23 protein-coding genes and 1 pseudogene are annotated in these 23,319 nt (G+C 69.2%); 7 read left to right on the top strand and 17 right to left on the bottom strand.

All coding sequences use genetic code 11. The annotated features are described in order from the left end of the window. Nucleotides 1-51: 51 nt before the first annotated feature. The 9 genes and pseudogenes from ACEN9J_RS34145 to ACEN9J_RS34105 form a co-directional block, all read right to left on the bottom strand. Nucleotides 52-549: pseudogene (locus tag ACEN9J_RS34145) on the bottom strand (ABC transporter ATP-binding protein); the annotation flags it as partial. Further along, on the bottom strand, nucleotides 549-1,370 hold the full coding sequence (locus ACEN9J_RS34140; RefSeq protein WP_413765517.1) for an ABC transporter ATP-binding protein: 822 nt from the start codon (nucleotides 1,368-1,370) through the stop codon (nucleotides 549-551). The pseudogene ACEN9J_RS34145 and the gene ACEN9J_RS34140, both read right to left, overlap by 1 nt. A gap of 71 nt (nucleotides 1,371-1,441) precedes the next feature. After that, on the bottom strand, nucleotides 1,442-2,704 hold the full coding sequence (locus tag ACEN9J_RS34135) for an ABC transporter substrate-binding protein (RefSeq protein WP_413765516.1): 1,263 nt from the start codon (nucleotides 2,702-2,704) through the stop codon (nucleotides 1,442-1,444). A 16-nt stretch (nucleotides 2,705-2,720) separates the two neighbouring features. Then, entirely contained in the window at nucleotides 2,721-3,875 is a 1,155-nt protein-coding gene (locus ACEN9J_RS34130; RefSeq protein ID WP_413765515.1) for a branched-chain amino acid ABC transporter permease, read from the bottom strand. Continuing rightward, complete coding sequence (locus ACEN9J_RS34125) at nucleotides 3,872-4,822, bottom strand: branched-chain amino acid ABC transporter permease (RefSeq protein ID WP_057592689.1); 951 nt, start codon at nucleotides 4,820-4,822, stop codon at nucleotides 3,872-3,874. The genes ACEN9J_RS34130 and ACEN9J_RS34125 overlap by 4 nt, the downstream gene beginning before the upstream one ends. Beyond that, nucleotides 4,819-6,114, bottom strand: a complete 1,296-nt coding sequence (locus tag ACEN9J_RS34120; protein WP_296785574.1) for a metal-dependent hydrolase family protein — start codon at nucleotides 6,112-6,114, stop codon at nucleotides 4,819-4,821. The genes ACEN9J_RS34125 and ACEN9J_RS34120 overlap by 4 nt, the downstream gene beginning before the upstream one ends. Before the next feature lie 28 nt (nucleotides 6,115-6,142). After that, nucleotides 6,143-7,450: an amidohydrolase family protein gene (locus tag ACEN9J_RS34115; protein ID WP_208512426.1), complete on the bottom strand. Its 1,308-nt coding sequence runs from the start codon at nucleotides 7,448-7,450 to the stop codon at nucleotides 6,143-6,145. 2 nt (nucleotides 7,451-7,452) lie between these two features. Beyond that, entirely contained in the window at nucleotides 7,453-8,250 is a 798-nt protein-coding gene (locus ACEN9J_RS34110; RefSeq protein ID WP_413765514.1) for an alpha/beta fold hydrolase, read from the bottom strand. After that, nucleotides 8,247-9,122 carry a fumarylacetoacetate hydrolase family protein gene (locus ACEN9J_RS34105; RefSeq protein WP_413765513.1) on the bottom strand — a complete coding sequence of 292 codons (876 nt, stop codon included), beginning with the start codon at nucleotides 9,120-9,122 and terminating at the stop codon, nucleotides 8,247-8,249. Before ACEN9J_RS34105 ends, ACEN9J_RS34110 begins: the two co-directional genes overlap by 4 nt. Before the next feature lie 173 nt (nucleotides 9,123-9,295). Here ACEN9J_RS34105 and ACEN9J_RS34100 point away from each other — a divergent pair, with 173 nt between their 5' ends. The 3 genes from ACEN9J_RS34100 to ACEN9J_RS34090 all read left to right on the top strand — a co-directional run bounded on the left by ACEN9J_RS34100 (nucleotide 9,296) and on the right by ACEN9J_RS34090 (nucleotide 12,424). After that, complete coding sequence (locus ACEN9J_RS34100; RefSeq protein WP_413765512.1) at nucleotides 9,296-10,837, top strand: alpha/beta hydrolase fold domain-containing protein; 1,542 nt, start codon at nucleotides 9,296-9,298, stop codon at nucleotides 10,835-10,837. A gap of 142 nt (nucleotides 10,838-10,979) precedes the next feature. Then, nucleotides 10,980-12,005, top strand: coding sequence for an alpha/beta hydrolase (locus ACEN9J_RS34095; protein ID WP_057592692.1), 1,026 nt, complete (start codon nucleotides 10,980-10,982; stop codon nucleotides 12,003-12,005). 32 nt (nucleotides 12,006-12,037) lie between these two features. Then, nucleotides 12,038-12,424 carry a response regulator gene (locus ACEN9J_RS34090; RefSeq protein WP_057592693.1) on the top strand — a complete coding sequence of 129 codons (387 nt, stop codon included), beginning with the start codon at nucleotides 12,038-12,040 and terminating at the stop codon, nucleotides 12,422-12,424. Between the two features lie 16 nt (nucleotides 12,425-12,440). On the opposite strand, the gene ACEN9J_RS34085 is transcribed toward ACEN9J_RS34090, so the two are convergent. Continuing rightward, nucleotides 12,441-13,544: an NAD(P)-dependent alcohol dehydrogenase gene (locus ACEN9J_RS34085; protein WP_057592694.1), complete on the bottom strand. Its 1,104-nt coding sequence runs from the start codon at nucleotides 13,542-13,544 to the stop codon at nucleotides 12,441-12,443. Nucleotides 13,545-13,603: 59 nt separating this feature from the next. Beyond that, a complete protein-coding gene (locus ACEN9J_RS34080) occupies nucleotides 13,604-15,091 on the bottom strand; it encodes an aldehyde dehydrogenase family protein (protein ID WP_413765511.1) in 1,488 nt (495 codons plus the stop codon). A 247-nt stretch (nucleotides 15,092-15,338) separates the two neighbouring features. Here ACEN9J_RS34080 and ACEN9J_RS34075 point away from each other — a divergent pair, with 247 nt between their 5' ends. From ACEN9J_RS34075 to ACEN9J_RS34065, 3 genes are all read left to right on the top strand, one after another. After that, nucleotides 15,339-16,292, top strand: coding sequence for an AraC family transcriptional regulator (locus ACEN9J_RS34075; protein WP_057598457.1), 954 nt, complete (start codon nucleotides 15,339-15,341; stop codon nucleotides 16,290-16,292). Nucleotides 16,293-16,348: 56 nt separating this feature from the next. Further along, entirely contained in the window at nucleotides 16,349-16,840 is a 492-nt protein-coding gene (locus ACEN9J_RS34070; RefSeq protein ID WP_413765510.1) for a GNAT family N-acetyltransferase, read from the top strand. Between the two features lie 467 nt (nucleotides 16,841-17,307). Further along, nucleotides 17,308-17,727 (top strand): BLUF domain-containing protein, encoded by a 420-nt coding sequence (locus ACEN9J_RS34065; protein WP_413765509.1) that lies wholly within the window; start codon nucleotides 17,308-17,310, stop codon nucleotides 17,725-17,727. Nucleotides 17,728-17,765: 38 nt separating this feature from the next. Here ACEN9J_RS34065 and ACEN9J_RS34060 read toward each other — a convergent pair whose 3' ends face one another. Next, nucleotides 17,766-18,419 carry a hydrolase gene (locus ACEN9J_RS34060; RefSeq protein WP_261211184.1) on the bottom strand — a complete coding sequence of 218 codons (654 nt, stop codon included), beginning with the start codon at nucleotides 18,417-18,419 and terminating at the stop codon, nucleotides 17,766-17,768. Between the two features lie 152 nt (nucleotides 18,420-18,571). On the opposite strand from ACEN9J_RS34060, the gene ACEN9J_RS34055 reads away from it, so the two are divergent. Continuing rightward, nucleotides 18,572-19,453 (top strand): LysR family transcriptional regulator, encoded by an 882-nt coding sequence (locus tag ACEN9J_RS34055; RefSeq protein ID WP_413765508.1) that lies wholly within the window; start codon nucleotides 18,572-18,574, stop codon nucleotides 19,451-19,453. Nucleotides 19,454-19,502: 49 nt separating this feature from the next. On the opposite strand, the gene ACEN9J_RS34050 is transcribed toward ACEN9J_RS34055, so the two are convergent. From ACEN9J_RS34050 to ACEN9J_RS34030, 5 genes are all read right to left on the bottom strand, one after another. Beyond that, entirely contained in the window at nucleotides 19,503-19,859 is a 357-nt protein-coding gene (locus ACEN9J_RS34050; RefSeq protein WP_057592704.1) for a hypothetical protein, read from the bottom strand. 35 nt (nucleotides 19,860-19,894) lie between these two features. Further along, nucleotides 19,895-20,557, bottom strand: a complete 663-nt coding sequence (locus ACEN9J_RS34045; RefSeq protein WP_172705240.1) for a hypothetical protein — start codon at nucleotides 20,555-20,557, stop codon at nucleotides 19,895-19,897. Between the two features lie 3 nt (nucleotides 20,558-20,560). Next, on the bottom strand, nucleotides 20,561-21,517 hold the full coding sequence (pip, locus tag ACEN9J_RS34040) for a prolyl aminopeptidase (protein ID WP_413765507.1): 957 nt from the start codon (nucleotides 21,515-21,517) through the stop codon (nucleotides 20,561-20,563). 133 nt (nucleotides 21,518-21,650) lie between these two features. Continuing rightward, a complete protein-coding gene (locus ACEN9J_RS34035; RefSeq protein ID WP_413765506.1) occupies nucleotides 21,651-22,541 on the bottom strand; it encodes an SDR family NAD(P)-dependent oxidoreductase in 891 nt (296 codons plus the stop codon). Between the two features lie 202 nt (nucleotides 22,542-22,743). After that, entirely contained in the window at nucleotides 22,744-23,304 is a 561-nt protein-coding gene (locus ACEN9J_RS34030; protein WP_413765505.1) for a peroxiredoxin family protein, read from the bottom strand. Between the last annotated feature and the right edge of the window lie 15 nt (nucleotides 23,305-23,319).

The following is a 23,319-nucleotide window of genomic DNA, read 5'->3' as shown; positions in this document are numbered from 1 at the left end:
CTGCGCCACCTGGTCGACGATGACCGGCGCCAGGCCCTCGGTCGGCTCGTCCATCACCAGCAGCTTGGGGTTCAAGAGCAGCGCGCGGCCGATCGCGAGCATCTGCTGCTCGCCGCCCGAGAGCTGGGCGCCGCCGTTGCCGCGTCGCTCGGCCAGCCGCGGGAACATCGCATAGACGCGGTCGACCTCGCGCCGGCGGCTCGCCACCAGCCGCAGCGTCTCGTCGACCGAGAGCGAGGGCCACACGCGCCGGCCCTGCGGCACGTAGGCGATGCCGCGGCGCGTGATCTCGTTGGGCGCCAGGCCCAGGATCTCCTCGCCGCCGAAGTGCACGCTGCCGCGCGCCGGCACCAGGCCGGTAAGCGCGTTGCACAGCGTGGTCTTGCCCATGCCGTTGCGCCCGACGATGCCGAGCACGCCGCGCTCCAGCGACAGGCTCACGCCCTGCAGCGCATGGGCACGGCCGTAGTAGACGTCGAGGCCCTCGACCACCAGCGCGGTGGACCGGCTGGCCCCCGTGTCGCGATCGCCGCCGCCGAACCAGGCCATCAGTGCTTGCTCCCCATGTAGATCGCCTGCACCTGCGCATCGCCCTCGATCTCGGCCGGGCTGCCGGTGCGCAGCACGCGGCCGTTGTGCATCACCGTCACGCGGTCGACCACGCGCAGCGCGATGTCCAGGTCGTGCTCGATCAGCACGAAGCTCATGTGCGCGGGCAGCGAGGTCAGCAGCGCCACCAGCTCGCGCCGTTCGGCCGGCGAGAGACCGGCCGCGGGCTCGTCGAACAGGATCAGCCGCGGCGCGCCGGCCAGCGCCATGCCGATCTCGAGCTGGCGCTGCTGGCCGTGCGCGAGGTTGGCGACCTTCTCGTCGGCGATGTGCGCGAGGCGCGCGCGTTCGAGCAGGTCCTCGGTCGCGCGCGTGCTGGCATGGCCGGCGCCGGGCCGGCGGAAGCTGAAGCGGCCGCTGGCCACGCCGCGCACCGCGAGGAACAGGTTGTCGCGCACCGAGAGGTCGCGAAACAGCAGCGAGGACTGGTAGGTGCGCCGCAGGCCCTTGCGGATGCGGTCCTGCGGCGGCAGGTCGGTGATGTCCTCGCCGAAGAAATGGATGCGTCCCGCGGTCGGCGGGAAGTCGCCCGTGATGGCGTTGAACAGCGTGGTCTTGCCGGCGCCGTTCGATCCGAGGATGGCGTACTTCTGCCCCGCCGTGACCGCGAGCGAGACGCCGTCGACCGCGCGCAGCGCACCGAAGGCGCGCGTCACGCCGTCCAGGCGCAGCGCATCGCTCGACAGGAGCTGCGTGCTCCCGCCGCGCGCGGGTTGGGGCGCGCGCGAAGCGGGCGGTCGCAGCGTGGTGATCGTGGCCATCCTGGATGTCTCGAAGTGGGGTGGGCGCGCGGGGCGGACCCCGCGCGTTCGTTCGACGGTGGTCGCCGGCCTCAGGTCCGGCAATCCGGCACGTCGCGCGTGCCCATCCCCATCTTCTTGAAGTCGGCGTCCGACAGCCCCAGCGTCTGCGAGATGTTCGGCACCGACTTCACGACCTTGTTGTAGAACGAGCCGTCGGGCGCCTTGCTCACCTCGGTGATGTAGGTCGTGCCCACGCCGTTGCGGTTGGCATCGATCTTCACGTCGCCGGCCGGGCCCTTGAAGTTGGTCTTCTGCAGCGCCTCGCGGTAGGCCTTCTGGTTGTTCGACAGGTCGCCCTTGACCGCGTCGAGCGCATCGAGCGTGGCCTTGGTGTTGATGTAGTAGAGGTAGGCGAACAGCGACGGGCTCGGGAAGCCGTCCTTGAAGCTGGCCTTGTAGTCGGCCACGAACTTCTTCCACTCGGGCGTGTCGATCGAGTCGGCCATCGGGCCGGCCGAGGCCGTGCCCAGGAGCGATTCGCGGCGCTTGCCCTTGAAGTTCAGCACCGTCTGGTCGACCGTGATCGAGCCGCCGATCATCGGCTTGTCGCCGCCGGCCTGCTCGTACTGGGTCAGGAAGTTCACCGCGTCGGAGCCGCCGAGCACCACCAGCAGCGCATCGACGTTCTTCGGGATCTTCGCGATCACCGAGGCGTAGTCCTTGGTGCCCAGCGGCACCCAGGCCTTGTCGACCACCTTGCCGCCCTTGGCGCAGTAGCTGGCCATGAAGCCCTGCACCTGCGAGTAGGGGAAGCCGTAGTCCTCGGCGATCAGGAAGGTGCGCTTGTAGCCCTTGGACAGCGCATGCTCGCCCAGGCCCACCATCCACTGCGCGCCCTCGGTGTTGAAGCGGTAGAAGTTGGGAGCCGGGTCCTGCAGCGTCGCGGCCTGCGCGCCGGCCGAGCCGTTGATGAAGGTGACGTTGGGCTGCGTCTTCGCGTAGTTCTTGACCGCGATGCCCTCGTCGCCCGACAGCGGGCCGATCATGATCTGCACCTTGTCCTGCTCGACCGCCTTGCGCGTGGAGTTCACGGCCTTGTCGGGCGTGGCGTCCGACGAGACCTTCACGAACTCGATCTTCTTGCCGCCGGCCATGCCCTTCTTCTCCTTCAGCGCGAGGTCGGCGCCGCGCATGCCGTCCTGGCCCGGCGCCGCGAACGGTCCCTCGAGCGAGGCCAGCAGGCCGATCTTGAGGGTTTCCTGCGCCTGCGCGAGGCCCGCGGCCCCGGCCATCGCGAACAACGCCGCGGCGGCGACGATGCCGCGTCCGAACACCTTCTCGACTCTCTTCATGTCTCGCTCCTTCTGGTCACTGGTGAATGCGGCCTGAGCCACGGGTGGGGAAAGGTGCGCCCAGGCGCGTGCGCAATCGATGCCACAGGCCCAGCAGTCCGTCGGGGGAAAAGAGGACGATCGCGAGGAAGACCCCGCCGATCACGAGATTGAAGCGTTCGCGGTCGACCAGGTCGATAGCGAAGTTCTGCAGCAGCACGAAGACGATCGCGCCGATGAAGGCACCGATGGGGTGCTTCATGCCGCCGAGCACGGCAATGATGAGGATGTTGATCATCGCCCCGATGCCGACCGTGCCGGGCGAGATGCGGCCGTTGTACCAGACCAGCAGCACGCCGCCGACCGCTGCCAGGAAGCCCGAGACCGCATAGGCCGCGACCCGGTGCGCGGTGACGTCGAAGCCCAGCGCCTGCATGCGGCGCGGGTTGTCGCGGATGCCTTGCAACGCCACGCCGAAGGGCGCGCGGATCAGGTGCTTGATGAAGAAGTAGCCCGCCGCCGAGCAGCCCAGCGTGAGCAGGTAGAAGGGCACGGGCTCGCGCAGGTCGAGCCCGAACACGGTGGGCGCGGCCAGCTTGCTGAAGCCCTGGAAGCCGTTGAACAGCGTGTAGTTCTGCTGCGCGAGGTAGAAGAAGGCCACGCCCACGGCCAGCGTGATCATGATGGTGTAGATGCCCTCGGTGCGCACCGAGAGCCAGCCCACCGCGGCCGAGAACAGCGTGGCCAGTGCCAGCGCGACGATCACCGCGAGCCACCAGGGCCAGCCCAGGCTGATCGCGGTGTTGCTGCTGCTGCCGACGATCGCGACCACGTAGGCCGCGAAGCCCGCTACCGTCATCTGCGCGAGCGAGACCATGCCGCCGTAGCCGCCGAGGAAGGTCAGCGACAGCGCGATCAGGCCGAGCGCGAGCGACTGGGCGCCGATCTGGAAGGTGAAGAAGGGCGAGGCGACGAAGGGATAGACCAGCACCAGCAGCGCGACCAGCACATGGCGCCAGCGCACGGGGCGCAGCAGCCTGCCGAGCCAGCGCGGCAGCTCGCCGTGGGCCGCCGGCGGTTCGGCGGGTTGCGATGGCGATGCGACCGCGCGCGGCAACGCGGTGACGCGCGCCTCCTGCGCGGGCATCGCACCGCCCGACTTCATGGCACGGCGCCACTGCGCGGCGCTCATGCGGCTTTCCCCATCAGCCCGCGCGGCTTGAACGCCAGCGCGACCACCATGATCACGAAGGTGAAGACCACGCTGTAGGTCGGCGCATAGGCCAGCCCGAACTGCTCGGCCAGCCCGATCAGCAGCGCGCCGATGGCGGCACCGACCACGCTGCCCATGCCGCCGACGATCACCACCACCAGCGAGGCCAGCAGGTAGCGCGTGTCCTCGCCCGGCGAGATCGACAGGGCAGTGCCGCCGACCACGCCGGCCAGGCCCGCGAGGCCGGCGCCGATGGCGAAGGTCAGCGCGAACACCAGCTGCACGTTGACGCCCGAGGCGGCCAGCATGCCGCGGTCGTCGACGCCGGCGCGGATCATCATCCCGATGCGCGTGCGCGCCAGCAGCAGCCACAGGCCCACGCCGATCAGCACCGAGGCCAGCAGCACCACCAGCCGGTAGGTCGGGAACTTCTCGACCAGCGGCAGCGTGGTCGAGCCGTAGATCCACGAGGGCGGATCGAAGGTGTAGATCTCGGCGCCCCAGATCCACAGCATCAGGTCGGCGAACACGATCGACAGGCCGATGGTCACCAGCGTCTGGCGCAGGTCCTGGCCCTGCATGTGGCGGAACACCAGCAGCTGCATCAGCAGGCCCAGCACCGCGGCCGCGAGGAAGCCCGCGATCACCGCGAGCACCCACGAACCGGTGTGCTCGCCGACGAACCAGCCCACGTAGGCGCCGAACAGGTAGAGCGAGCCGTGAGCGAGGTTCACGTTGCGCATCAGGCCGAACACCAGGGTGAAGCCGCTGGCCACGAGGAAGTAGAGCGAGGCCAGCGTGAGGCCGTTGAGCAGGGTCTTGAAGAACAGCGAGGCGTTGTCGGCCACGGCCCAGACCGCGAACACCGCGATCGGCACGCCGAGCACCAGCCACAGGGCCCAGCGCGTGAGAGCGGCGCGCGTCATGCGGCGCGCTCCCAGCCCCGGTCCCAGCCGCGTTCGGACGCGATCGCCGGTGCCTTGGCGAACTCGCCGTCCTTCATCACGGCCAGGATGCGCTTCGCATCGCGCAGGATCGAGAGGTTGGCCAGCGGGTCGCCGTCGACCAGCATCAGGTCGGCGAGGTAGCCCTCCTTGACGAGGCCGAGGTCGTCGGGCCGCATCATGATCTGGCCGCCGTACAGCGTGGTCGAGCGGATCGCCTCCATCGGCGTGAAGCCCAGGTACTTGACGAAGAACTCGAGGTCGCGCGCGTTCTGCGTGTGCGGCGTGAAGGCGAAGCCGTAGTCGCCGCCGGGCAGCACCCGGATGCCGCGCTTGTGCATCTTCGCGAGCGAGACGCAGGCCGCGTCCCATTCGATCTGGTAGCCCATGTCGGCCGCCATCTGGTAGGTGACGCCGTAGGGCTCGGCCTCGTGCAGCATGGCGTAGAGGATGGCGATGCCGGGCGCGACGAAGACGCGGTCCTTGGCGGCCTCGAGCATGTCGAGCGCCTCCTCGTCGACGAAGCTCGCGTGGTAGATCAGGTCGATGCCGTGGCGCAGCGCCTGCTTCACGCTCTCCGACGAGCGCGCATGTGCCACGCCGCGCTTGCCGCGGATCTTGACCTCGCGCATCGCCGCGGCCACTTCCTCGTCGAGCATCCAGGTGGTTTCCGAAGGCGACTGCGGCGTGAAGTTGTCGCCCGAGAGGTTGAGCTTGATCGAGTCGACGCCGTACTTGAGGAACAGGCGCACCGCCTTGCGCATCTCGTCGGCGCCCGAGATGTTCACGCCGAAGCTGAACTCGGGAAAGGGCAGGTGCGGCAGCGTCTCGTCGCCCAGGCCGCCGAGCACCGTGATCTCCTGGCTCGCCGCGAGGTAGCGCGGGCCCGGTATCTGGCCCGAGTTGATCGCGTTGCGGATCACCACGTCGAGCCGCGGCTTGGCGCAGGCCGCGCCCACGCAGGAGGTGAAGCCGGCCTCGAGGTAGCGCTTCGCGACCTTGGCGCACCACAGCACGTGCTCCTCGAGCGGCATGGTCTGGATCGCCGCGAGCGTGGCGGCGTCGTTCCACGAGAAGTGCGTGTGGGCCTCGCACATGCCGGGCATGAGCGTGGCGCCCGCGCCGTCGATCACGGTGGCGCCGCCGGGCGCGATCGGCGCGGTGCTGCGGCCCACCTGCCGGATGCGGTTGCCGCGCACCAGCACGCTGCCGCTGTAGGGGTTCTGCCCCGTGCCGTCGAGGATGCGCACGTTGGTGAAGACGACGTCGGCCATGCGGTGCTCCGGTCGGGATGCGGGAGGCCTAGGCGGCCCAGCGGGTGGGAGGGGCGACGCGCAGGCCCTGCGCCTGGCGCAGCGGCGGCGCGCGGTGGAACTCGCCGTCCTTCATGACGGCCAGGATGCGCGACTTGTCCTGCAGCACCGTGATGTCGGCCAGCGGGTCGCCGTCGACGAGCAGGATGTCGGCCAGGTAGCCCTCGCGGATGTAGCCCAGCACCTTGCCCATGCGCATCATCGGACCGCCCCAGGCGGTGGCCGACAGCAGCGCCTCCATGGGGCTCATGCCCACGTACTTCACGAAGTACTCGAGGTCCTTGGCATTGGTGCCGTGCGGCGTCCAGGCGAAGCCGTAGTCGCCGCCGGGCAGGATGCGGATGCCGCGCTTGCGCATCGCGCGCATGCTCTCCACCGCGGCATCGAGCTCGCGGTGGTAGCCCATCTTCGTGGTGACTTCCTTCGTCAGGCCCCACTGGCTCGCGTGGTGGCAGGTGTTGATCAGCCACGCGAGGCCGGGCGCGATGAAGTGCTCCATCTTGTGCGCCTCGAGCAGGTCGAGCGCCTCGTTGTCGGTGAAGCTCGCGTGGTAGATCACCTCGATGCCGTGCTTCACGCACTGCTTGATCGACCAGGTGGAGCGCGCATGGGCGGCCACGCGCTTGCCCCAGGCCTTGGCCTCCTCCACGCAGACGCGGATCTCCTCCTCGGTGAACTGGCTCATCTCGCTGGGCATGCCGGTGATCGACTCGCCCGAGAGATTGATCTTGAGCGAATCGACACCGTACTTGGCGAACATGCGCACGCAGCGGCGCATCTCCTCGGCGCCGCTGACCACCGCGCCGAAGGCGAACTCGGGCTGCGGCAGGTGCGGCTGCGTGGTGTCGCCGAGCCCGCCGGGCACGGTGATCTCCTGGCTCGCGGCCAGGTAGCGCGGGCCGACGATGGTGCCGTCGTTGATGGCGTTGCGGATCACCACGTCGAGCCGCGGCTTGGCGGTGGCGGCACCCACGCAACTGGTCCAGCCCATGTCGAGGTAGCGCTTCGCGACCTCGGCGCACCACAGGATGTGTTCCTCGGGCGGCATGCGCTGGATCGCGTCGAGGCTGGGCTGGTCGTTCCACGAGAAATGCGTGTGGGCCTCGACCATGCCGGGCATCAGGAAGGCGCCCGCGCCGTCGATGACCTGGGCGCCATGCACGGGCGCGGAGCGCGCGCCGTGCGAAGTCTTCACGACGCGCGCGATGCGGTTGCCCTGCACCAGCACGTCGCCGGTGAAGGGCGCCTCGCCGCCGCCGTCGAAGATGCGGACGTTGGTGAACAGCACGTCGGCCACGGTCAGCTCCTCGCCTGCGCCGCCAGGAATTCGCGCAACTCGCGCTGGCACTCGTCGGGGCGCTCGACGGGTGTCCAATGGCCGCACTTCGGCAGCACCACCACGCGCTTGCTCGCGGCGCGGTGCAGCCGGTCGGCCATGGCGCGCACCGCCTGCGGCGGCGCCACGCCGTCCTCGTCGCCGGTCACCAGCAGCACCGCGGCCTCGATGTTCTCCACCGCCGCGGGCTGCGCGCCGGCCAGGGCCTCGCAGCTGCGCGCATAGGCTTCGCCTTCCTGCCGCATCAGGCTCTCGCGCACGAAGGCCACCGCCACCGGCAGCCGCTGGCGCGTGTCGGCCGAGATCGCGCCCTGCAGCAGCGCCTGCGTGATCTCGTGCATGCCCGCCGCGCCGCCGCGCGCCTTGTCGGCGCGGGCCTTCATCGCGGTGCGTGCGGCGTCGGGCGGCGCGATCAGCGGGCCGAACAGCGCGAGGCTCGCGACGCACTTGGGATGCGCCGCGGCGATGTGCTGGCAGACGATGGTGCCCATCGAATGGCCGACCCAGTGCGCGCGCTGGATGCCCAGGCGTTCGCAGACCGAGAGCACGGTCGCTACGTAGCGCTCGATCGTGAGCGGCCCTTCGGCGCGCTGCGAACGGCCGCTGCCGGGCAGGTCGATGCGCACCACGCGATGGCGCGCCAGCGCGGGCATCAGCGGCGTGTAGGTGTTCGAGCTGCCGCCCAGGCCATGCACGCAGACGACCACCGGGCCTTCGCCCTCGTCCTCCACCGCGATGCGGTCGATGAACTGGAAGCTCATGGCAGGGCCTCGAAGCGGTTCTCGATGACGCCGATGCCGTCGATCTCGATGCGCACCGTGTCGCCCCGGCCCAGCCATTGCGGCGGGTTCAGGCCCATGCCCACGCCCGAGGGCGTGCCGGTGGCGATCACGTCGCCCGGATGCAGCGTGATGCCGCGCGAGCAGGTCTCGATCAGCGTCGGGATGTCGAAGATCATGTCGCGCGTCAGGCCGTCCTGGCGCAGTGCGCCGTTGACCCAGCCGCGCACGCGCGTGGCGCGGCCGTCCACCTCGTCGGCCGTCACGATCCACGGGCCCATCGGGCAGAAGGTGTCGAAGCTCTTGCCGAGGTCCCACTGCTGGTGGCGCATCTGCACGTCGCGCGCCGTGACGTCGTTGACGATGGTGTAGCCGAACACGTGCTCCATCGCCTGCGAGCGCGGGATGTCGCGCCCGCCGCGGCCGATGATCACCGCGAGTTCGGATTCGTAGTCGATCTGCACCGACACCGAGGAGCGCGGCAGCCGCACCGGATCGCGCGGACCGATCACGCATTCGCCGAGCTTGCCGAAGACGATCGGCCACGGATCGCTCTCGGGCATGCTGCTGCGGAACACCGAGCCCGCGAGTTCGGCCGCATGCGCGCGGTAGTTGCGCCCGACGCAGAACAGGCCGCGCAGCGGGCGCGGCAGCGGGGCGCGCAGGGTGATCACCTCGACCGGCAGCCGCGTGCCCGAGGGCTGCGGCAGCGGCTCGTTGCGTGCCAGCGCCTCGATCAGCGGCAGCACGCCGCGCGAGGCGTCGCCCACCGCCAACGGCGTGGCTTCCCGGCCGTCGGCCGAGATCGTGCCCGCATGGTTGCGGCCACCCCAACTCCAGCTTGCGAAGCGCATCGACTTTGTCTCCATATGGCCCCGGGGTCGTCGCGCTGCGATCGCCCCGGTGGCTCCGGAAGTCATTCGGCATTTTTGAGACGTGAGTCTCAAATCTGGGTGCGCGGATCATACGAGCCGTGTCACCATCTCCACAAGACGACTTCCGCATTTCCCATCCCCGTACAAACCCGATGGCAAGACTCAAGCACACCCCGAGCGAGGCGCCGCGCGCGCCGGAACGCGGCGTTCGCGCCGCCACCTTCCGCCAGCTGCTGCAGGCCGCGATGGACATCATTCGATTGAAGGGCCACATCCCCTCGGTGGCCGAGGCGGCGGCGCATTCGAACGTGTCGCGCGCGACCGCCTACCGCTACTTCCCGAGCCGCAGCGCGCTCGTCACCGCGGTGGTCGACAGCTCGCTGGGCCCGGTGCGCCAGATGGCGTCGGACAACCCGAACGGCCGCGAGCGGCTGCACGAGCTGTTCTGCCAGACCTTCCCGCGCTTCAAGGAATTCGAGGCACCGATGCGCGCCGCGGCGCAGCTCTCGCTCGAGCAGTGGGGCCTCGAGCGCGCGGGCCTGCTGGCCGAGGAACCGTACCGGCGCGGCCATCGCGTGCGCATCCTCGAGCATGCGCTCGAGCCGATGTCGCCGCTCTTGAACCCGCGCATGCGCGACCGCTTGCACCATGCCCTCTCGATCGTCTACGGCATCGAGCCCTACGTGGTGCTCAAGGACATCTGGGGCCTCGAGGACCGCGAGGTCGAGCGCACCGCGCTGTGGATGGCCGATGCGCTGGTCGATGCGGCGCTGCGCGACTCGGCGGCGAAGCGTGCGGCGGCCGAGGCGGCCGCGGCGTCGACACCGCCGCCGGCGCCCGAATGGTTCGATGCGCAGTACAACAACCGTGCGCGCATTCCCGAACACCCGTCGATCCTGAAGTACTGGGCCGATGCGTCGGCGCAGGCGCTGCGGCGACCCGAATGGATTCGCGATCTGGCCTACGGCGACGACGAGAGCGAGCGGCTCGACATCCTGCCGGCCGCATCGGGTGCCGGGAAGGCGCCGGTCTTCGTCTACATCCATGGTGGCTACTGGCGCGCGCTCGACAAGCGTGACCATGCCTTCCTCGCGCCGCCGCTGGCCGATGCCGGCGCCACCTTCGTGCAGCTCAACTACGCGCTGTGCCCCGCGGTCGACATCGAGCACATCGCGCGGCAGATGACGCAGGCGCTGGCCTGGGTGCATCGCAACGTCGCGGCGCATGGCGGCGATCCCGCGCGCATCGTCGTCGCGGGCCATTCGGCCGGCGGCCATCTCGCCACCATGCTGCTGGCCTGCGACTGGCAACGGGTCGGGCCCGACCTGCCGCGCGACCTCGTCAAGTCGGCACTGCCGATCTCGGGCGTCTACGAGCTCGAGCCCTTGCGGCACGCGCCCTTCCTCGCGGCCGACATCGGGCTGACCGAAGCCTCGGCGCTTCGACTGAGCCCGGCCGCGATGCCCGCGCCGAAACAGGGCACGCTGGTGACGGTGGTCGGCGGCGACGAGAGCGAGGAGTTCCATCGCCAGGCCGAGCTGATCGCCAAGGCCTGGGGCCGCCGCGTGGTGGTGGGCGCCGAGCGGCCCGCGCATCGGAACCACATGAGCGTGCTGGCCGATCTCGCGGACCCGGCATCGGGCACGCACCGGCAGGCGCTGGGTCTGCTCGGGCTCGCAGTTCCGGCGCGCTGAATTCGACCCGCGCGGGGCACGCGGCGGGGCGAGGGGTTTCGAAGCCTCACGCCCTGGCGCGCCCACGTCCGACAAGCCCCCCGGGGTGCCTGCGTCGTACAAGTTGCTCAACCTCTTCCCTCTTCAGCCCCAGGAGCAACCGGTGAGCGACGACAAGAAGCCCAACCCTCTTCTCAATGCGGTGTCCAACGTCGTGGCGGCGCTGCGCGCGGACGACGACCAGATCGCGGTGGCGAAGGCCCATGACGCGCTGGAGCCCCAGGCGATCGAGAAGCTCACGCCGCAGGAGGCGCGCCGTCAGCCCACGCCGGCCGATGCCGTGAAGAAGGTGCTCGAGCAGCAGAACCGTTCGGCCGTGCCCGAGGCGCTGGTGCCCGGCGTGACCACGCGCGAACTCACGGTCGATGGCGCCACCGGCCCGCTGGCGGCCACGCTCTACACGCCCGCGGGGCAGGGGCCCTTTCCCGTCGTGCTGTACTTCCATGGCGGCGGCTGGGTGATCGCGAACCGACAGGTGTACGACGGTGGCGCGCGCGGGCTCGCCGCGGCCGCGCAGGCGATGGTGCTGTCGGTCGACTACCGGCTCGCGCCCGAGCACAAGTTTCCGGCCGCGTGGGACGACGCGCTGGCGGCCTATCGTTGGCTGATCGAGAATGCGGCCTCGCTCGGCGGCGATGCTTCGCGCCTCGCGCTCGCGGGCGAATCGGCTGGCGGCAATCTCGCGGTGGCGACCGCGATCGCCGCGCGTGATGCCGGCCTCAGCGCGCCACGCCATGTGCTGTCGGTCTATCCCGTCACGCAGACCAGCCGCAACACCGAGTCCTACCTCGAGAACGCCATCGCCAAGCCGCTCAACCGCGCGATGATGGACTGGTTCTTCACCCATGTGACGCGCAGCGAGCAGGACCTCGACGACCCGCGGCTGTCGCTGGTCGATGCGCCGCTGGCCGGGCTGGCGCCCGTCACCATCGTCAATGCTCGGCTCGATCCGCTGCGCAGCGACGGCGCGAGGCTAGAGAGCGCGCTGATCGACGCGGGCGTGGAGATCGCGCGCAAGGAGTACGAAGGCGTGGCGCACGAGTTCTTCGGCGCCGCGGCGGTGCTCGAGAAGGCGCGGGACGCGCAGGCCTTCGCGGGCGAGCGGTTGCGCCGGTCGTTCGCGCTCTGAGGGCCAAGGGTCCACACGATGGCGAAGACACCATGAGCCTGAACGGTTACCTCGTAGAGGACAACCCCCTGATCCGCGACAGCCTGATCGCGACACTGGAAGAGCTCGCGCCCGTGCACATGGTGGGCACGGCCGAAACCCAGGCCGAGGCCGTGGCCTGGCTGCACGATGCCGACGGCCAATGGGACGTGGCCGTGGTCGATCTCTTCCTGCGCCACGGCACCGGCTTCGGCGTGCTCATGGGCTGCAAGGACCGCCTGCCGCGCCAGCGCATGGTGATCTTCTCGAACTTCGCGACGCCCGACATGCGCGAGCGCGCGATGCTGCTGGGCGCCGATGCGGTGTTCGACAAGTCCACGGAGATCGAGGGCCTGCTGCGCTTTCTCGAGGAGACGGAGCGGGCGGCGGATCGGACCTGAGGGCCGGGCGCGTCGTTCAGTCGGGAAAGCGCAGCACGGCCTTGATGGTCCGGCCCTGCTCGCCGTCTTCCACCGCCTCGTTGATCTGATCGAAGGCATAGAACCGGATCAGCCTGTCGAAGGGGAAACGCCCCTGCCGATACAGCTCGACCAGCTTCGGGATGAACAGGTCCGGCACCGAGTCGCCCTCGCAGATGCCGCGGATCTTGCGGCCCAGCAGAAGGCCCCAGGTGTCGAGGCCGATCTCGCTGCCGAATGCGGGCGCGCCGATCATGCCGCACTCGCCCATGATCTGGATCGAGTCGACGGCCTGGCGCAGGGCCGTGAGATTGCCCGAGGTCTCGAGCGAGAACTGGGTTCCGCCACCGCCGGTGATCTCCTGGATGCGCCGCACCGGGTCGGTGGTTCGCGGGTTGATCACATGGGTGGCGCCGAGCTCGAGCGCGAACTGCAGGCGCGCCTCGTTCGGGTCGACGCAGATGCGGATCGCGCAGCCGGTCACGTTGGCCGCGAGCAGGGCCGAGAGGCCGACCGATCCCGCGCCGTAGATGGCGATCGAATCGCCGGCCTGCGGGCGCAGCGAATTGATGACCGCGCCCGCGCCGGTCTGCACGCCGCAGCCCAGCGGGCCCATGATCTCGAGCGGCACATCGGACGGGATCTTCACCACGCTGCGCTCGGTGCCCAGGGCGTAGGTCGCGAACGAGGACTGGTTGAAGAAGGCACCGTGCACGACGTCGCTGCCCTTGTGCATGGTGGGCGTTCCGTCCATGCGCGCGAAGCCGAAGTTGGCCTTGAAGAAGTGCCGGCAGTACATGGGCTTGCCGGTCTGGCAGGTGTCGCAGTGGCCGCAGGAGTTGCAGCTCATCACGACGTGATCGCCGGGCTGGAGCTTGCTCACGCGGCTGCCGACCTGCTCGACGATGCCCGCGCCCTCGTGGCCGTACACCGCGGGGAAGGGCGCGGGCACCACCTGGTCGCGGGGCAGGGTGTCGGTGTGGCAGACGCCGCAGCTCTTCATGCGGATGAGCACTTCGTCGTCGCGCGGCGGCTCCAGCTCGATGTCCTCGAGGGTGAACTTGCCACCCTTCTCGCGCATGACGGCGGCTGTGATCTGCATGGGATGACCTCTTCAGGTGATGGGGATGAGGGGAGGGCGAAGGGCTGCGTGTCGCGTGCTCAGGCCTTGGGTGCGAACCAGGGCGCGGCCACTCGCGTCTGGATCGTCACGGCCTTGAGGTGGGTGTACATGTTGAGCGTCTCGTGGCAGTACTCGCTGCCGATCCCGCTCTCCTTGAAGCCGCCGAAGGGCGAGCCGCTCGCGAGGTTGAAGTAGTGGTTGATCCACACCGAGCCGGCCTGCAGCCGTTCGGCCGTGTCCCAGGCGTTGCGCAGGTTGCTGGTGTAGAGGCCGGCGGCCAGGCCGTAGCGCACGCCGTTGGCCTCCTCGATCATCCGGTCGTGGTCCTTCCAGCGGATCACGCTGAGCACCGGGCCGAAGATCTCTTCCTGCGCGATGCGCATGTGGTTGTCGGCCTCGAACACCGTCGGCGCGATGAAATGGCCGTGGGCCTGCCCTTCGACGGCGATGCGCTGGCCGCCGGTCATCAGCCGCGCGCCTTCGGCCTTGCCGATGCCGATGTAGTTCATCACGCGCTCGCCCTGCTCGGGCGACACGAGGTTCGAGAGCACGGTGTCGGGCGCGAGCGCCGCTCCGACCTTGACGCGCTCCATCCCGGCGACGAGGCGGTCCATCACGGCGTCGTAGACCGCGTCGTGCACGAACAGCCGGGTGCCCGCGAGGCAGGACTGGCCGTTGCAGTACAGGGTCGCGAACATCGCGTTGTCGACCACCGCGTCGATGTCCTCGATGTCGGGAAAGATGATGTTCGGGCTCTTGCCGCCCAGTTCCAGCGACACGGGCACCAGCCGCTCGGCACCGGCGCGCGAGATGATCCGGCCGACCTCGCTGCTGCCCGTGAAGGCCAGCTTCGCCACGCCGGGGTGCGCGGTCAAGGCGGCGCCTGCTTCCTCGCCGAAGCCGGGCACGATGTTGATGACGCCCGGCGGAAAGATCTTCGCGATGTGCCTGCACAGCTCCAGCGTGCTGAGCGAGGCGTTCTCGTCGGGCTTCAGCACCACCGTGTTGCCGGCCGCGATCGCGGGCGCGATCTTGAAGGCCGCCATGATCGCGGGCACGTTCCACGGAATGATCTGGCCGCACACGCCGTAGGGCTCGCGGCGGGCGACCATGTAGCCGCCGGGAATCGGGCGGCCGAATCCCTCGTGCGTGATGGCCGCGGCCGCGAAGTAGCGGTACTGCGAGATCGCGAACTGATGATCGAGGCCGGTCTCGAAGAGGCGCCGCCCGATGTCGACCGAATCGATGCTTGCGAGGCGCTGCTGATCGGCCTCCACGGCCGCCGCCAGTTTCAGCAGCAGGGCCGAGCGTTCCTCGGGCGCGGTGGCGCGCCAGGCCGGGAAGGCCTTGGCGGCGGCCTGCACGGCCGCATCGACCTCGGCCGCGCCGCAACGGGCAATGCGGGCGATCTGCTCGCCCGTGCCGGAATGCAGGGCCGCGAAGGTGGGGCCGTCGACCGGCTGGAACGCGTTGTCGATGAAGGCACCGTAGGTTTCGGAAAGACCGAGGTCTTGGATCGAGCTCATCAGGGGATTCCTCTGCATGGATGGATGGAAGCGCGACCGGCCCGGTTGGCTCGGTCGGCTCGGCTGGCGCCAGTCTTGAGGAAGAAGCGGCGCGCCGCGATCCGGAATGCGAAGCGCTATCCGCGATGCGCAGGAAGAGGCCTCCGGGCGTTCCCGCATCGCGTTTCCATGCGGGGAACGCACCCCTAGAATGCTCGCGCGGCCGCGGTGCGCACGAGCCACCACGCAGTCCGTGGAAGGGGCGACCATGCACTATCGAACCCATGATCTCGACGAAGCGATCCACGCCGTGGGCGCCGTGTACTGCCCGCACGAACTCCACCTGGATCGCCGGGCCAGGGCCCTGGACACGCGGTTGAGCGCGACCGAGGCACGGCCGCTGGCGCTGGTCCAGTTGGCCTACGGTGCGCGCGTGGAAGTCGACGCGGGCGAATTCCCCGGCCTGTTCCTGTTCATGCGCTGCACCGCCGGCGAAGGCACCGTCTCCCAGGGCAACCGCAGCGCCACCTGGCGGGCCGGCACGACGATCCCCGTGTCGGCCGGCCGGCCCACCCGTTTCGATTTCGGCGCCAGCTTCGAGCAGATCACCTTCCGGCCCGACACGGCCGCCTTGGAGGCTTGCTGCGCCAGCCTCGTCGGCCGTCCGCTCGACGATGGATTGAAGTTCGATCCGGTGCCGTTCACGTCGGCGCTCGAGCGTTCATGGTCCGGCGTGTGGGACCTGGTCGATACCCTGCCCGCGGCGCTGCCGGCGCCGGCCTATCGGTCGCTCGAGCAGTTCGTCCTCATGTCGCTGCTCCACGGGCATCCGCACAACTACACCGGCTGGATGCGCGGAGAGCGGCCGGCGTCGCGGCCGGCGCGCCTCGCGACCCTGGCCGAGTCGTTCATTCACGACCGCATCGCGGACCTGTCGCTGACGGTGTCCGACATCGCCGCTTCGCTGGGCGTCGGCGTGCGTGCCTTGCAGCTCGCGTTCCAGGCGCACCGCGGCATCACGCCGACGGCATACCTGCGGCGCATCCGTCTGGCGCAGGTGCGCGAGCGTTTGCTGGACGGGGAGGACGACGATACGGTGACTGACATCGCGTTCGCCCATGGCTTCTTTCACCTGAGCCGTCTCGCGCAGCAGTACAAGGCGCAATTCGGCGAGTCGCCTTCCGACACCTTGCGCGCGCGCCATCGCCGTTCGGCACGCTGAGCCGCCGCGCGAGTCCGTACCATGGCGGGTTCGCCATTCGCCTCGACCCGCTCTCCATGTCAGACCCCGTTTTCCGCCAAGCCCTTTCTTCCGATGCCGAACGCTGCTACGCGATCGAGATCGGTGCCTATGAAGGCGACGAGGCCGCCACCCTGGCCAAGATCCGCACGCGCATCGCGCAGTACCCGCAGGGCTTCCTCGTCATGGAACTCGAGGGGCAGGTCATCGGCTTCATCAACAGCGGATGCGCGCACGAGGTCGTGATGTCCGACGAGGCGTTCAAGGAACTGGTCGGCCACGACGCCGAGGCGCCCAACGTCGTGATCATGTCGGTGGTCATCGATCCGCTGTTCCAGGGGCGGGGATACGCCACCGTGATGATGAAGACCTTCGTCGAGCGGATGCGGCGGGCCGGCAAGCGCACGATCCACCTGATGTGCAAGCAGCGGCACGTGGCCCTCTATGAACGGCAGGGCTACGGGTACGTGCGGCCTTCGCCGTCGGACCATGGAGGGATGTCCTGGCACGAGATGGTGATGGCGCTTTAGCGAGCGACATCGGCTCACTGAATTCCGGGGGGGCGATCTCCGATGCAGTTCGGCCGTGCCCGGACCGCGATCCTGCGCTACGAGTTCGATCCGAACGCCTTCGCCCGAGATATACCGATGCGGCCGAAACTTCCCCGGAGCCCTGCTAGTCGCCGAACCAGAAAACCACCCAGAGGCCGACGGATCCATACACGACGAGCATGGCCATGGTGTCCCGTTGAAGAGCAAGGCGTGCTTGCTGCAAGCGAACACGAATCATCATGTCAACCCCTCTCTCCGCAGTCGCTCCCCTCGGCCGAGATTGCGCGAGGCTTGCCGATTCGTCAAGCCGAAATTAGTTCGCGCGGGCGATGACCTTCAGGCGAGGCGGGAGGGTCGAGGAAGTCTGGAGGGACGCTGCGCCATCCGTGCCGCGGCCTGCTTTTTTCCTTCACGAGGGCGACGTCGGCATGGCTTAGGATTTGCGCATGCTGGTACGTTTGATCTACGCAAGCCGCGCACCGTCACCGCATCCCGGTGATTTCTCGAGCATCCTCCACACATCGCGCACCCGAAACCCGCGGTTCGGCATCACCGGCGCGCTGTGCTTCCTCGACGGCGCCTACATGCAGTACCTGGAGGGCGAGGAACGCGAGGTGCGCGCGCTCTATGCCGCGATCGAGCGCGACAGGCGCCACCAGTCGCCGCGCTTGCTGGAGCTCGTGGGCATCCCGGCGCGCTTCTTTCCGGCCTGGTCGATGGCGCTGCTGAAATGGGACAAGCGCCTCGAGACCCTCTTCCATGGCCTCGTCACGGGGCAGGTGCTCGATCTCTACGAAACGCCGGGCGAGGACGCGGCCGCCATCTTCCGCGCGCTGGCGAGGACGCCGAACTGGCGCACGGCATGACGCGCGGATGAAGGCCCTTCACGCCTTCCTGTCCATCGTCATGCCGCGTCGGCGGGCACGGGGGTCTTGAGCAACTGCTGCTCCCACAGGTAGGCGATGCCGCTGCCTCCCGCGTGCTGCGTGATCACCTGGGTCAATGCGGCGGCGCTGTCGGTGCGTGCCCAGTCGCGCTGCCATTCCGAGGCGACCGCGAGCCAGGTGAGCATGTTCGCGCCGGCCGCGATCATGCGCTGGATCGCGACATGGTGCGCCTCGACCGAGACGCCGCCGGACGCATCGGTGACCACGGTGACGTCCCAGCCTTCGCCGAGTGCCTGGATCGTCGGCATCGCGACGCAGACCTCGGTCCACAGGCCCGCGATGATCAGTTGCTTGCGCCCCGTGGCCTTGACCGCGTCGACCACCACCTTGTCCTGCCAGGTGTTGATGAAGGTGCGGTCGATGACCTCCTGCCCGGGAAAGACCTCGGTGAGTTGGGGAAAGAGCAGGCCGCCGCGCTCGGCGATCACGCTCGTCAGGATGGTGGGCACACCGAAGGCCTTGGCGGCCTTCGCGAGGCCGACGGTGTTGTTGATGACCATCTGCGGTTCGTGCGAGTTGAGGTTCGCGAGCTGGTAGGGCTGATGGTCGATCAGGACGAGGACCGAGTCTTCGGGACGAAGAAGCGAAGAGAGGCCGTTGCGAGAAGTCATGGCTGGTTCCTGTGTTGCCGCTGTTGCGGGAGGGGTTTCGAGACGACGGATTCGCTCGTGGCGATGTCGTCCGCAGGGAGTATTGCGATCCATCTCTTCGCCCGGTAGTACCATCTTTCGGCGAACTGTGTCGCGATTGGAGGAACGCCAGCTTGGACATCGAGGACCTGCGTACATTCGTCGAAGTGGCCAGCGCGGGAGGGGTTTCACCGGCCGCCGTGCGGATGGGCATCTCCAAGTCGATGGTGAGCCGGCGGCTGCTTCGGCTCGAAGCGGAACTGGGTGTCCAACTGCTCGCGCGATCCACGCGCGGTGCCGCGCTCACGGAAGCGGGCAGCACCTTCCGCGACCATGCGGCCAAGGTCTGCATCGACATCGACACGGCCATGGAGGCGATCCTGCCCGCGGGCGAGCTTCGCGGGCGCCTGAGGATCGCGGTGCCGTTGAGCTTCGGCCCGACCCACTTCGCGCCCATGCTCGCCGAGATGGCGAAGCGCCATCCGCAGCTCCACATCCAGACCTGCTACAGCGACAGGTTCGTCGACCTCATCGCCGAAGGCTTCGACTGCGCGATCCGGGTCGGCTATCTCGAGGACTCCAACCTCATCGCGAGGAGCGTCGGCCCGATCTACGGCAAGCTCGTGGCGAGCCCGGACTACATCAACACGCACGGGTCGCCCGAGACGCCGGACGAACTCGGTGCCCATGAAGCGCTGATGCAGGGCACCGAGGCCTGGCAACTGAGGGATGGCGACCGGATCATCACGGTCCGACCGCAGGGCCGATTCAAGGCCGACAACGGCACGGCACTGGTCGCGGCCGCGGTGGCGGGCCTCGGCATCGCCTATGTGCCGGACTGGCTCACGCACGAGTACATCGCCGCCGGCGCGCTGGTGCCGGTCATGACGCGCTATCCACCGCCGCCCGCGGGTGCCTACGTCATCCGGCCGCCGGGCCAGCATCCGGCCAGGAAGATACGCGTGCTGACCGAACTGCTGGTCGAGCACTGCGAGCGGTTGTCGCACCCCGCGTGAGCGGGTGCCTCGTTGCTCTTCGGCGCGGTGTGGATGCGCGCCGGAAGCCTCAGACCCGGAACCAGATCTTGAACGTCACATACAACGCATACCCCAGCGCCAGCACCAGCCACGCCATGTAGAAGACGTTCGACCAGTACTCGCCCGCATGCATCGCCAGCGTGTACACCTGCCCCGCGCAGCCCTTGCCGATGCAGGGCACCTCGCCCCGGACCAGCGCGCGCAAGGTGGCGACGAGGAGGTAGCACGCGATGCCACCCGCCACGAGGAAGCCGATCGGCCCGACGAAGCCCTTGGTGAGCTCGTCGTTCTCGTCGCGGTTGCCTTTCGCAAGCAGTTTCTGACCGAAGCGGTACCAGGCGAAGCCCAGCAGGAGCATCAGCGAGTAGTAGAGGAAGTCGCGCATCGACGGCGGGATGATGTGTGTGGATGGCGCCGATCCTAGCGCTGTCCGTTTCGCGTCCACCGCTCCACCGCGGCCACGGCCCGCTGGCCCGCATTCGCCGCCTGCGGATGCGAATGCGCCGCGCACATCCCGGCGATCCCGCGCAGCGCTTCGGCCGGACGCTTCGCGATCTCCATCGCGAGCGCTTCCGCCACGAAGAAGTTCTCGTGCGAGGCGAGTTCGCGCAGCAGCGCGGTATCGCGCAGGTCCAGCGATGGAATGAAGGCGATGGCCGCATCCTCGTCGTCCGGGGATGCAAGCAGCGAACGGATGAACGTGCCCACGCCTGCCTGGTCGCCGGCGAGCGGAGAGACCGAAGGATGGAGGTCCTCGACATCTCGATCTTCGGCATCGGCGCGTCGGGCCGCGTCCAGAAAGGCCTCGATGTCGGCGAACACCACGCGCGAGTCGCCGTCATGAGCCAGGTACAGGACCGCGCCGGCGAGCGGTGGTGCGGTCAGCAGCACGTGATGGTTGCTTGTCCGTGCATCGTCGAGCACCAGGCCGCCGAGGCGTCGCAGCATCGGGTGAAAACGCAGCGCCAGGCTCCAGCGAACGATCTCCGCGTCGGGAAGCAGTGCCGTGCCCGGCAGATCATGGTCTTGGATGCGCGCCAGATATGCATCGAGGGCTTGCCGCTCAGTGCTCGAGAGATTCACGCTTCAGCGCCCGGCAAACCCATCCGTCGCCCGCAGCAAGCGATCGAGGATCCCGGGCTCCGAATACGCATGCCCGGCTCCCTCGATCAGATGGAACTCCGCCTCGGGCCAGGCCTTGTGCAGGGCCCAGGCGTAGCGCGCGGGGCAGGGCATGTCGTAGCGGCCGTGCACGATCACGCCCGGGATGCCATGCAGCCGGTGCGCGTCGCGCAGCAGCTGGCCGTCCTCGAGCCACGCGTCGTGCACGAAGTAGTGGTTCTCCAGCCGCGCGAAGGCCAGCGCGAAATGGTCGTCGGCATGCGAGGCCGCGAGCGCGGGGCTCGGCAGCAGCGTGATGGTCTGACCCTCCCAGACGCTCCAGGCGCGCGCGGCCTCGATCCGGGCCACCAGGTCGTCGCCGGTCAGCCGCTTGCGGTAGGCCGCGATCATGTCGCCGCGCTCGGCCTCGGGGATCGGGGCCTGGAACTGCTCCCATCGGTCGGGGAACATCTCCGACACGCCGAACTGGTAGTACCAGTCGAGCTCGGCGCGCGTGACGGTGTAGATGCCGCGCAGCACCAGCTCGCTCACGCGCTCGGGGTGCTTCTGCGCATAGGCCAGCGCCAGCGTCGAACCCCACGAACCGCCGAACACCAGCCAGCGCTCGGCGCCCACCAGTTCGCGCAGGCGCTCGATGTCGGCCACCAGGTGCCAGGTGGTGTTGGCCTCGAGGCCCGCATGCGGCTCCGAGAGGCCGCAGCCGCGCTGGTCGAACAGCAGCAGGTCGTAGCGCGCGGGATCGAACAGCCGCCGGTGCTCGGGCGAGATGCCGCCGCCGGGGCCGCCGTGCAGGAACACGGCGGGTTTGGCGCCGGGCGTGCCCACGCGCTCGTAGCGGATGCGGTGGCCGTCGCCCACGTCGAGCATGCCGCTCTCGTAGGGTTCGATCGGGGGGTAGAGCTGGCGCAGGGTCTCGGTCATTCGATGCTTTCTTCGGGGTTCATGCAAAGCCGCGCGAGAGCGCGAACTCCACGCCCGCGAGTGGAGTCGGACCGCATTCTGCAACGACCTCGCGCCGAGCCCGCGGCGGCACGTCTGCCCAGACCAGCAACGCTCAAGCCGCCTTCAAGGCATCCTGCCCATAAGTCCCCGCCGCCCGCACATCCGCCGGATCGAAGCTCGCCCCCGCCCCCTGCTGCTCGCGCTGTGCCGCGAGCCGCGCGCCCTCCTGCGCGGCCATGTCGAACAGGCGGTTGGGATCGTGGCGGCGCAGTTGCAGCGCGGCCGCTTCCAGCCCGGCCGCGATCTCGATCTCGCGCTGGCCCGAAGCCATGCCATCGAGCAGCAGGCCGGCCGCGACGGCGGGCTCCATGCCCTGGTCGATGTTCGCGTCGGAACGGCCGCGGGCACTGCCGTCGGCGCCCAGCGCATTGATCGACACCGCGGTGCGCACCGAGCCCGGCAGCGCGACGCTCACTCGGATGCCGTAGGCCTGCTCGACCTCGGCGCGCAGGGCATCGAAGTAGCCCTGCACCGCATGCTTGGCACCGCTGTAGCCGGTGCGCAGCGGCGCGCCGACCTTGCCGGCCACCGAGCCGATCACGGCGATGTGGCCGCCGCGGCGCTCGGCCATGCGCGGCAGCACGAGCTGCGTGAGGGCGACGGGGGCGAGGTAGTCGACCTCGATCAGGCGGCGATAGACGGCGAGATCGGTGTCGATGGCGAGGCTGCGCTGGGCGATGCCGGCATTGTTGATCAGCACGTCGATCCGGCCCTGCCAGGCGGCGGCGCGCTCGACGATGGCCGGCAGGGCGTCGTAGTCGGTGGCCTCGAAGGGCAGTACCAGCACGCGTTCGGGGGCGCGCGCCGCGAGAGCGGCCAGCGGCTCGGGGCGGCGGCCGGAGGCGATCACGCGCGCGCCGCGCTCGAGCAGCGCGAGCGCGAGTGCCTCGCCGATGCCGGAGGAAGCGCCGGTCACCCAGGCGGTCTTGTTCTCGAAGTACATCTGAAAGCTTTCCTTGACGTGGAGCGGAGTGGGATCCCGCGGCGCGTGTCGGTGTGTTGGATTCGGATGTTCTGCTCCGACGAGGCCGCGGGCGTGGCGTGCGCCTCGGTCATTGTGGCGGCGCGGCACGGGCCTGACCATCGGCCAATGGGGGTAATGCAAGAGTGTGCGCGAGTCGGGCCTGAAGCCTTTAGGCGCAAGCTCAGCGAGCCGCGCAGCCGGTGTCGCCGCAGCCATCGCCGGGGGCCGCCTCCTCTGCACGCACCGCATCCGCGACCAGCGGCGCGGCGAACTCCTCGGCCGCGAGCTGCCCGATGGCCGCGCCCAGCGACATGTCATCGAGCAGTCCGAAGTGGCTCAGCCGCAGCCGCCCCTGCCTGTCGATTAGCACCACGCTCGGCGTGCCCTGGAACTGGTAGGCGCGCATGGTCTGCGGAATGCTGCTGCCGGGCGAGGGCCGGTCGATGCCGATCGGGAAGACATAACGGTACTCGCGCACGAAGGCCTCGAGCGCCGCGGGCGTCATGACCGCGTGGTGTTCGAACACCGAGTGCAGCCCGATCACCGCGACGTCCTTCGCGGCGAACAGCTGCCGCGTCTTCTTGGCCTGCGGCAGGCCGTGCGTGGCGCAGGCCGGGCACAGCATCTGGAAGGCATGCAGCACCACGACCTTGCCGCGCAGCGATTCGAGCGTGACGGGGGCCTCGGTGTTGAGCCAGCGATCGACCTGCAGTTCGGGCGCCGGGGGATGGATTCTCGACATGGTGTTGGCTCCAAT

Origin of the sequence: Variovorax sp. Varisp41, from assembly GCF_047325085.1 — a bacterium.
GTDB lineage: Bacteria > Pseudomonadota > Gammaproteobacteria > Burkholderiales > Burkholderiaceae_C > Variovorax.
Note: the sequence above shows the minus strand (reverse complement) of the source record. Positions and strands in the feature narration are given on the sequence as shown.

What these genes read in the sequence shown, in the direction of transcription:
- ACEN9J_RS34140 (WP_413765517.1), bottom strand. Translation starts at nt 1,370, where the DNA reads ATGGCCACGATCACCACGCTGCGACCGCCCGCTTCGCGCGCGCCCCAA.
- ACEN9J_RS34135 (WP_413765516.1), bottom strand. Translation starts at nt 2,704, where the DNA reads ATGAAGAGAGTCGAGAAGGTGTTCGGACGCGGCATCGTCGCCGCCGCG.
- ACEN9J_RS34130 (WP_413765515.1), bottom strand. Translation starts at nt 3,875, where the DNA reads ATGAGCGCCGCGCAGTGGCGCCGTGCCATGAAGTCGGGCGGTGCGATG.
- ACEN9J_RS34125 (WP_057592689.1), bottom strand. Translation starts at nt 4,822, where the DNA reads ATGACGCGCGCCGCTCTCACGCGCTGGGCCCTGTGGCTGGTGCTCGGC.
- ACEN9J_RS34120 (WP_296785574.1), bottom strand. Translation starts at nt 6,114, where the DNA reads ATGGCCGACGTCGTCTTCACCAACGTGCGCATCCTCGACGGCACGGGG.
- ACEN9J_RS34110 (WP_413765514.1), bottom strand. Translation starts at nt 8,250, where the DNA reads ATGAGCTTCCAGTTCATCGACCGCATCGCGGTGGAGGACGAGGGCGAA.
- ACEN9J_RS34105 (WP_413765513.1), bottom strand. Translation starts at nt 9,122, where the DNA reads ATGCGCTTCGCAAGCTGGAGTTGGGGTGGCCGCAACCATGCGGGCACG.
- ACEN9J_RS34100 (WP_413765512.1), top strand. Translation starts at nt 9,296, where the DNA reads ATGGCAAGACTCAAGCACACCCCGAGCGAGGCGCCGCGCGCGCCGGAA.
- ACEN9J_RS34090 (WP_057592693.1), top strand. Translation starts at nt 12,038, where the DNA reads ATGAGCCTGAACGGTTACCTCGTAGAGGACAACCCCCTGATCCGCGAC.
- ACEN9J_RS34085 (WP_057592694.1), bottom strand. Translation starts at nt 13,544, where the DNA reads ATGCAGATCACAGCCGCCGTCATGCGCGAGAAGGGTGGCAAGTTCACC.
- ACEN9J_RS34080 (WP_413765511.1), bottom strand. Translation starts at nt 15,091, where the DNA reads ATGAGCTCGATCCAAGACCTCGGTCTTTCCGAAACCTACGGTGCCTTC.
- ACEN9J_RS34075 (WP_057598457.1), top strand. Translation starts at nt 15,339, where the DNA reads ATGCACTATCGAACCCATGATCTCGACGAAGCGATCCACGCCGTGGGC.
- ACEN9J_RS34070 (WP_413765510.1), top strand. Translation starts at nt 16,349, where the DNA reads ATGTCAGACCCCGTTTTCCGCCAAGCCCTTTCTTCCGATGCCGAACGC.
- ACEN9J_RS34065 (WP_413765509.1), top strand. Translation starts at nt 17,308, where the DNA reads ATGCTGGTACGTTTGATCTACGCAAGCCGCGCACCGTCACCGCATCCC.
- ACEN9J_RS34060 (WP_261211184.1), bottom strand. Translation starts at nt 18,419, where the DNA reads ATGACTTCTCGCAACGGCCTCTCTTCGCTTCTTCGTCCCGAAGACTCG.
- ACEN9J_RS34050 (WP_057592704.1), bottom strand. Translation starts at nt 19,859, where the DNA reads ATGCGCGACTTCCTCTACTACTCGCTGATGCTCCTGCTGGGCTTCGCC.
- pip (WP_413765507.1), bottom strand. Translation starts at nt 21,517, where the DNA reads ATGACCGAGACCCTGCGCCAGCTCTACCCCCCGATCGAACCCTACGAG.
- ACEN9J_RS34035 (WP_413765506.1), bottom strand. Translation starts at nt 22,541, where the DNA reads ATGTACTTCGAGAACAAGACCGCCTGGGTGACCGGCGCTTCCTCCGGC.
- ACEN9J_RS34030 (WP_413765505.1), bottom strand. Translation starts at nt 23,304, where the DNA reads ATGTCGAGAATCCATCCCCCGGCGCCCGAACTGCAGGTCGATCGCTGG.